Annotated in this window: 6 protein-coding genes; 4 read left to right on the top strand and 2 right to left on the bottom strand. The window is 40.9% G+C overall.

Features of this window, described 5'->3' with window-relative positions:
- Positions 1-533 precede the first annotated feature (533 nt).
- On the bottom strand, positions 534-1,397 hold the full coding sequence (gene tesB, locus AAEU28_RS20600) for an acyl-CoA thioesterase II (RefSeq protein WP_421965767.1): 864 nt from the start codon (positions 1,395-1,397) through the stop codon (positions 534-536).
- Between the two features lie 124 nt (positions 1,398-1,521).
- On the opposite strand from tesB, the gene AAEU28_RS20595 reads away from it, so the two are divergent.
- The gene (locus tag AAEU28_RS20595; RefSeq protein WP_421965766.1) at positions 1,522-1,986 is read left to right on the top strand and encodes an EVE domain-containing protein; all 465 of its coding nucleotides are present in this window, start codon (positions 1,522-1,524) and stop codon (positions 1,984-1,986) included.
- A 57-nt stretch (positions 1,987-2,043) separates the two neighbouring features.
- On the opposite strand, the gene AAEU28_RS20590 is transcribed toward AAEU28_RS20595, so the two are convergent.
- A complete protein-coding gene (locus AAEU28_RS20590; RefSeq protein ID WP_421965765.1) occupies positions 2,044-3,108 on the bottom strand; it encodes a potassium channel family protein in 1,065 nt (354 codons plus the stop codon).
- A gap of 174 nt (positions 3,109-3,282) precedes the next feature.
- Between AAEU28_RS20590 and AAEU28_RS20585 the strand changes: the two genes are divergently transcribed.
- The 3 genes from AAEU28_RS20585 to AAEU28_RS20575 all read left to right on the top strand — a co-directional run bounded on the left by AAEU28_RS20585 (position 3,283) and on the right by AAEU28_RS20575 (position 8,586).
- The gene (locus AAEU28_RS20585) at positions 3,283-4,227 is read left to right on the top strand and encodes a chemotaxis protein CheV (RefSeq protein WP_421965764.1); all 945 of its coding nucleotides are present in this window, start codon (positions 3,283-3,285) and stop codon (positions 4,225-4,227) included.
- A 149-nt stretch (positions 4,228-4,376) separates the two neighbouring features.
- On the top strand, positions 4,377-6,542 hold the full coding sequence (gene uvrD, locus AAEU28_RS20580) for a DNA helicase II (protein WP_390449578.1): 2,166 nt from the start codon (positions 4,377-4,379) through the stop codon (positions 6,540-6,542).
- On the top strand, positions 6,520-8,586 hold the full coding sequence (locus AAEU28_RS20575; RefSeq protein ID WP_421965763.1) for a GNAT family N-acetyltransferase: 2,067 nt from the start codon (positions 6,520-6,522) through the stop codon (positions 8,584-8,586). The genes uvrD and AAEU28_RS20575 overlap by 23 nt, the downstream gene beginning before the upstream one ends.
- Positions 8,587-8,632 lie beyond the last annotated feature (46 nt).

The following is an 8,632-nucleotide window of genomic DNA, read 5'->3' as shown; positions in this document are numbered from 1 at the left end:
ATTAAAAGTTTTTTGTTTGAAGTAAACTTCAAACCATGCTCAATGAATTCTGATTTTGATTCTTTCGAATCGAATTGACTATGAAGTCACTCAGTTACATTTGAGACTCTAAATTTTTTGCTCTTGAATCAAGAGCTGTTAGAACTCAACCTGTACGAGTGCCCACACAGATGATTGCTTCATATTTTTAAAGAACAGTATAACTAACCTTGGTTAGTTACCGCAGCCTTGCTGCGAAGTGGAGCGCCATAATAACGACTTCACTTTTTATGTCAACACTTAATTTCAATCTTTTTCTTAAGAGAAAGTTTAAAGCTAAGTTTTATTTGACTCGACAACGTTTTGATTTGCTTTTCAGCGTCTCGCCCCGTGTCAGTGGGGTCGCATTATAGGGAGATCATTTTTTTGATCAACCCCTTTTTGCAATTAATTTTAAGAAATGTGTTCAACCGCTCAAAAAGAAATCAAAACCCTGTTTTTAGTCGCTTTTTGCTAACATTTAATACAGGTTATTTGCATTTGAAGCCTAAGATCTAGTTAGATCTTAGTCTCATCACACCTTCTTGTATGGTGGAAGCAACTAATTCACCTTGTCTATTAAAGAATTGCCCCCTTACTAAACCACGGCCACCACTCGCACTTGGACTATCGACACTATATAGCAACCATTCATCCATTCTAAATGGACGATGGAACCACATAGCGTGATCTATCGTTGCAACTTGCATATTAGGTTGCAAGAAAGAATGCCCGTGCGGCTGCAGTGCCGTTGGCAAAAACTCAAAGTCTGATGCATATGCTAATAAGTAGTTATGTATGCGTCTGTCATCAGGCATTGTGCCATTTGCTCTAAACCAAACATGTCTTTTTGCTTCAGTGCTTTTTGGCTTAAATGGATTTTGAAAGTTTACCGGACGCATTTCGATAGGCATTTCGCAGGTAAATTTATTTCTTAGTTGCTCAGGAATTAGATCCGCGTGCTCTTGGTAAAACTCAAGTGAAGACTTAAGGGTTTCTGGTGCTGGCACATCAGGCATCTCTGTTTGATGAGATAATCCCTCTTCATCCCCCTGAAAGGAAGCTGTCATATAAAAGATGGGTTTACCATATTGGATTGCGCAAACACGACGTGTACTGAAACTTCTCCCATCTCTGATAGTTTCAACATCATAAACAATTGGCTTGCTGGCATCGCCCGGACGTAAAAAGTATGAGTGTAAAGAATTAACATAGCGATCTGCTGGCAAGGTATATTTGGCCGCAGACAAAGCCTGCCCCATTACCTGACCACCGAAGACTTGTGGAAAGCCGAGATCTTGGCTTTGCCCTCGATAGATCCCTTGTTCAATTTCTTCTAATGAAAGAAGCGATAGTAAATTCTGTAAAACCTGACTCATAACTCATTACCCTCAAACAACATAACGATTTAATCATACTACACGTAACTGTTTATTGTGTATTTACCTTGCTCAGCTTTGTCATTTCATCAACAATATTAAAAAACACTATCTGAAGATTTTTATGGCTTATTGGTTATTTAAAACAGAACCTGATGCATTTTCTATTGATGATTTGAAGAATGCACAAGAGCAAAGTACTTTTTGGGAAGGCGTAAGAAACTATCAGGCGCGAAACTTTTTAAGAGATGATGTCAAACTAGGTGATCAGATCTTTATTTATCACTCCAGCTGTAAAGTGCCTGCAATTGTCGGGATCGCTGAAGTGACAAAAGAAGCACACCCAGATCCCCATCAATTCGATCCGAGTAGTGACTACTTTGATGAAAAGTCTAAGCCAGACTCCCCAAAATGGTTTGGTGTCACTGTTCAATTTAGAGAAAAATTAAGGCCTATCTCTCTAAAGCAGATAAAGGCAGATCCTAGAATTATTGATTTACCCCTTAAAAAAGCAGGCCGATTGTCTATCATGCCTGTTACAAAGGAAGAGTTTTTATTATTGAAACATTATCATAATAGCGAGCAATGATAGTTGCTCGCTATTATCTACCGCAAAACAATTACAATTTATACGACTTCAACAAGCCTATTTGATTTCTGACCACTTTACTTCTGACGGTAAAATACGTTCCGGTGAAATATAGTGAAGAATATCACCGCCTTTGATTTCATAATGCAGAGGTGGATTTAAGTCCATATTAAATGCATTCAGATCGTGAGCAACTCCCAAAATAATTGCATCGTGCTTTTCTTTGAAATAATGAAAGAAAGCAGAGAAAGGTAGTGCTGCAATATTCTCAGGTAACCGTACACTAAACTGAGTGTCACCATGTAAAGTTGAAAGTAACTCCTCTTGCACTCGACTCGAACCAGGATCTTGCATGGCACGCACTAAGATCTCAGCGGACTTGGTACTAGAACACTCAACATTCTTACAATGAGTGCGAAGCAGGCTGACTTTACTCTCATCAATGAAATGCGCACTAATATGTGCTGCTTCTTTTATTAACGGACTTATCATTAGTGCAGTGGTGAAGGTCTGATCGTCATCTTTACCATCTATGATAATTTTATCAGCTTGAGAAATCGCAATACGCTCCAATTCTTTTTCATCTGTAAAACTCGTTAAATGGGCAAATTCAACTTCAGAATAGTTGGCGAGTGGGTGCTCTTCGAGATCATTAACGGCAAGAATGATTTGTCGGTCTTTTCTTTTATTGTCGGCCAGTATGTAATCAACAATCTTTTTTGTTCTCTGCTCATGCCAGCCAAAGATAACGATGTGATCAGTTAAGTGTGCTAAGTTTTTGTTTCCCGTCATTGCTCTTTTTACCCAAAATGTAACTAACTGCCCGACTTTACCAAGCAAGACACCAAATAATGCTAAACCAAATGGAATTTGGAATAATGCAACCACCCATCGACCCATAGGCGTTACGGCACTCATGTCGCCATATCCTACCGTTGAAGCGGTAACAACATAATAATAAAAATAGGTGTTGAGCTCTAATAGCTCAGTTTCGTTTGCAGCAAGAAGCAGTAACCAAGTCGCAGCTATGTGCAACACTGTTACTGCCATTAATAGCTGCCAACTAGCTTTGTCTATATGTGCCCTTAAGAGCATGGCTAGTTTTTTAAAATACAGAGGCATAGCTAAAACAATTGAATTTAATGATTTTTGTTCACAATACGCGATATCTATTTGCTTGCAAATACCACTTTAAATAAATCTAGGATAGACTTATAGATAACCTCATTTTAGGTTTATTAGATTTCTACCTCGTGTTAGGTATACTGAATTTATCTTCTTCTAAAGGATAACGACATGGCTGGTGTTTTAGCTTCTGTAGATCAAAGAACTCAACTGGTGGGTGAAAACCGACTTGAGTTGTTGTTATTTCATTTACATAGCCGCCATCTATTTGCTTTAAATGTCTTCAAAGTAAAAGAAGTTGTAAAGCTACCACACCTAAACATCATGCCAAACGCGCATCCGAAAGTGTGTGGTGTAACTAGCATTCGTGGAGAGTCTATTCCAGTGATCGACCTTCGTAGAGCAATCAATTTGCCAGAATGTCAGCGTGATGAAGACTGCAATCTCGTTATCACTGAATACAACCGTACTGTTCAAGCTTTTCTAGTCGGTAAAGTTGACCAAATCGTCAATACCACTTGGTCGGATATTATGCCTCCGCCAAGTTCTGTGGGTAAAAACCATTATCTTACTGCCTTCACAAAACTAAAGCGTGACGGTCAAGAGCACCTCGTTGAAATTATCGACGTTGAGAAAGTACTCGCTGAAATAATCAGTTATGACATACAAATTTCTGAAGATATTTTAGATGAATCAATCTTGCCTGAATTTCAAGGGAAGAAGATTCTACATGCGGATGACTCGCCAACTGCACGTCGCCAAGTATCAGACACACTAGCGCAGTTAGGAATTGAAATTATTCCTGCTACCGATGGCAAAGCCGCTTTAGACATTTTGAAAAAGTGGGCTGATGAAGGCAAAGACATTAATCAAGAAATACTTGCGGTGATCACCGATGCCGAAATGCCTGTGATGGACGGATACCGATTGACCTATGAAATTAGGAATGATCCTCGCCTTAAAGATCTTTATGTAATTTTGAATACGTCTTTGAGTGGCAGTTTTAACCAAGCTATGGTTGAAAAAGTGGGCTGTAATGCGTTTCTATCTAAATTCCAACCTGACTTATTAGTTGAAGAAGTCCAAAATCGCTTAAAAGAATATATCGGTCAGTGAACTGGTTATTTATACAGTTTAACTTGTTCTAATATTCTATACATTTCAAAGCATTAAGTTTTTACACTCAGTAAAAATGTGTGTCTTGCTGGGAAATAGACGCCAGCCTAGGTATACTTTGCTGCATTCTGATTTGGCAAGGTAACCTAATGGACGTTTCTGATTTAATTGACGGCTTAAACGATAAACAACGCGAAGCTGTAGCAGCTCCTTTGCAGAACATGCTGGTGCTGGCTGGCGCAGGCTCAGGTAAAACGCGAGTACTTGTCCATCGTATTGCATGGTTAATGCAGGTAGAGCACGCCTCTCCTTATAGTATTTTTGCTGTGACCTTTACCAATAAAGCCGCCAAAGAAATGCGTACCCGTGTTGAAGAAACGCTCAAATCACCTGTAGGCGGTATGTGGATCGGGACTTTCCATGGTTTATCTCACCGAATTCTTCGCGCTCATCACCGCGAAGCAAACTTACCTGAAGCATTTCAGATCTTAGACACTGACGACCAAGTTCGTATGATCCGCCGTCTGTTGAAAGCCATGAATATTGATGAAAAGAAATGGCCGCCAAAACAAATCGCCTGGTATATCAGCGCCCGTAAAGATGAAGGTCAACGTCCAAAAGATATTCAAGCTTATGATGTGAACGAACAACTCATGTTGCGCGTTTATACGGCTTATCAAGAAGCCTGTGACAGAGCGGGTTTAGTCGACTTTGCTGAAATCTTATTACGCTGCTTTGAGTTGCTACAACAGCAGCCGACCTTGCTGCGCCATTATCAACAACGTTTCCGTCATATGCTAGTAGACGAATTCCAAGATACCAACAACATTCAATATCGTTGGTTAAAACTTCTGGCAGGCGGTGACAGCAATATCATGATCGTAGGCGATGATGACCAAAGTATTTACGGCTGGCGTGGCGCTAAAATCGAAAACATCAAACGCTTTTTAGATGACTTTGATGCAGAGACGATTCGCCTTGAACAAAACTATCGTTCTACGGCAACCATTCTAAAAGCATCTAACGCGCTGATTGAAAACAACGCCGAGCGAATGGGAAAAAGCCTTTGGACCGATGGCAACCAAGGCGAGCCTATTTCGATTTATGCTGCCTTTAATGAGTTAGATGAAGCCCGTTTTGTAGTAGGTAAAATCAAAACTTGGCTGAATGGGGGTAATGCTTTACAAGATTGCGCCATTCTTTATCGTAACAACGCCCAGTCACGTATTCTTGAAGAGGCCATGTTACAAGAAGGCTTAAAGTATCGCATTTATGGCGGTATGCGCTTCTTCGAACGCCAAGAGATCAAAGATGCTTTATGTTACCTACGCCTGATCTGCAACCGTCAGGATGATGCCGCATTTGAACGTGTAATCAACACCCCAGCGCGTGGTATTGGTGACAAAACTTTGAGCCATATCCGTGACTGTGCACGCAATGAATCAATGCCATTATGGTACGCCGCAAAAGCAATTCTAGAGCAAAAGCATTTAGCAGGTAGAGCAGCAACTGCCGTCACTAAGTTTGTTGAACTTATCGAGCATCTCAGCGATAAAATCGATGAGCTAGAATTGAGCGAGCAAGCCAAACAGACCATTGAAGTCTCAGGCCTAATGGCAATGTATCAAGCCGAAAAAGGTGAAAAAGGCCGAGCTAGAGTAGAAAACTTAGAAGAATTAATCAGTGCTTGTGGTCAATATGAACCGCCTATTGATGAAGACTTTAGTTCACCACTACAAGGTTTTTTAGCCTACACGTCACTCGAAGCGGGTGAAGGCCAAGCCGATGAGCACGAAGATGCCGTGCAAATGATGACCTTGCACTCGGCAAAAGGTCTAGAATTCCCACTCGTATTTATGGTTGGGGTAGAAGAAGGCATGTTCCCTTCTCAACAAAGTCATGAAGAGTCGGGTCGATTAGAAGAAGAGCGCCGCTTATGTTATGTCGGTATGACTCGAGCAATGGATAAACTCTATATTAGCCATGCCGAAAGCCGTCGTTTGTATGGACAAGAAAAGCATCATAGTCCTTCGCGCTTCTTACGTGAAATTCCCGAAGACTGTGTAGAAGAAATTCGCATAAAAACACAAGTTTCACGCCCAGCAAGTACAGGCCGCTTCAGTAACACCATTACTTTGGCAACCTTTGAAGATAGCGGCTACAACCTTGGTCAACGTGTTTTACATGCCAAGTTTGGTGCTGGCACAGTATTAAACTACGAAGGGAATGGCGCGCAATCGCGTATTCAAGTCAACTTTGACGATGTGGGTACGAAATGGCTTGTCACCGCTTATGCAAGACTCGAAAAAATATAATTTAGAGGCGCTATTTGAGCGCCTTACTTTTAATCAGCATCGTCAGTTAGTGTTGTTTTGTGGCTCACAAATGTGGGCTGCCACCGAGTTGAATAAACTCACAAACAAAACAACTTCTTTTTTAACGCTGTCAAAAGAACCCGCTTTTAATCAAGCGCAATGGCCTGATCATCTTCATCAAATTCTCGGTCAAGAGTTCGAGGTCGCAATATACGATGGCTATTCAGGGATTATCCCCAATAAACTGGCAGCACTGAGTGGCACAGTAAAGGCAGGTGGAATACTTGCGCTCGTCTTACCTGAACTTGCGCAATTAAATTCTTGGTGTGACCAAGGGATCACAACTTGGCAAAATCATCAGCAATCGCTCACAACAAGTCCATTTTTAACGCGTTGGCAACGCTTATTTGCTCAGTTACCTATCTCTATTATTTCTGAAACGAACAATGCAAGACTGTCTTTGCCAGGTTTCAAACCTGCTTCAGAGCTTAACCATAGATTAGGTGAGCAATATAAGGTTCTTGAAACGCTCACTACATTACTCACCAAATCGCAGCAGCATATTTTGTTTACTGCCGATAGAGGCCGCGGTAAATCATCTGCTTTAGGGTTATTAGCGAGCAAAATGCCCGAGCAATCATTCGTGGTGTGTGCTCGACAATATCAAGCAGTAAAAAGTAGTTTTGTGCATTTGGCCAAAGCCCTCGGAATTGAATATTCAGGCAATGAGAAAACACTCGCTAACTTGCGCTTTTGTCCACCAGATAAGTTACTCCAAGAAAATATCAGCGATGACATCATTCTTATTGACGAAGCGGCAGCTTTACCCGTACCTACCCTCATCAAAATAGCGGATAAGTTTAAGCGCTGTGTATTTGCATCGACATTAGTGGGCTACGAAGGCAATGGCCGAGGCTATACGTTAAGGTTCAAACGTTTTTTAGCAAAACACTACACCACCTATCAGCAATTGACCCTCAATGCGCCTATAAGATATGAGCATTGTGATCCGTTAGAAAGCAGCATAAACAAACTATTCGCGCTCGACGCGGAGTTTAATGCGCCTAAGCAACTTGAGCAGCTCGAGTTCACTCATATTACATCTGAAGATTTACTTGACGATGAGCATCTACTCAGACAAGCATTTTCATTATTGGTGCTCGCTCATTACCAAACCAGCGTTAATGACCTAAGACAGTTGCTAGACCAGCCTGATAACAGACTCTTTGCAATCAAACAGAAAAATAATTTACTTGGTATTTGTCTGGTCAGCATTGAAGGCGCCTTAAATGCTGATAGTATCGCAATGATTGCGCAACAGAACAGGCGACCAAAAGGGCATTTGCTGCCTCAACAGCTTTACCACTTGCTACAGCAAGATACATTTTTGAGTCATATAGCCGCCAGAATTGTCAGAATCGCTATCGCACCTGATTTTCAAAGCCAAAAGCTGGGTCAGCAGTTATTGAATTACACTGAGCAGCAACTTCAAGGTGAGGTCGACTACTTCGGTAGTAGCTTTGGATGCACCGCACAGTTATTAAAGTTCTGGCAAGAGAACGAGTATCAAATTGTAAAATTAGGCTTTAAACAAGATAAAGCTAGCGGTGAGTATTCTGCGATTGTTTTAAAAAGTAATAAAAACCTGTCTGAAGAACAGCATCAGTTGCGGGTGCGTTTTTCTCAACAGTTTACTTATCAATTGCTCACGCTGTATCAAATGCTAGATGACAAACTTGTCAGTCAGTTAATGAAACCAACATCTGACAACTCACTCATCTCGGCTGAGTATAAACGGCAGTTAAAAATATTACTCGACCAACCTGCGCATATCGAACAAGGCTTAGCCTTGATTTGGCAAATAGTGTCACAGAATCCACAAATACTATACAACCTTTCGGCTATTTCCCATCGACTACTAATTAAGCTAGTATTACAAGGTAATAAAAAAGACGTAGTTCAGAAAGAGTTATGCATTGACTCAAAAAGACAACTAAACCTATGTTTATTTAATCTAGTTGCAGAAATTTATGCCCAAATTTAAGCCCTCAATTTTGCTAACTTCTTGCCTACTATGGGCAAGTCAGCTT

This window comes from Pseudoalteromonas sp. SS15 (assembly GCF_049257195.1).
Lineage (GTDB): Bacteria > Pseudomonadota > Gammaproteobacteria > Enterobacterales > Alteromonadaceae > Pseudoalteromonas.
Note: the sequence above shows the minus strand (reverse complement) of the source record. Positions and strands in the feature narration are given on the sequence as shown.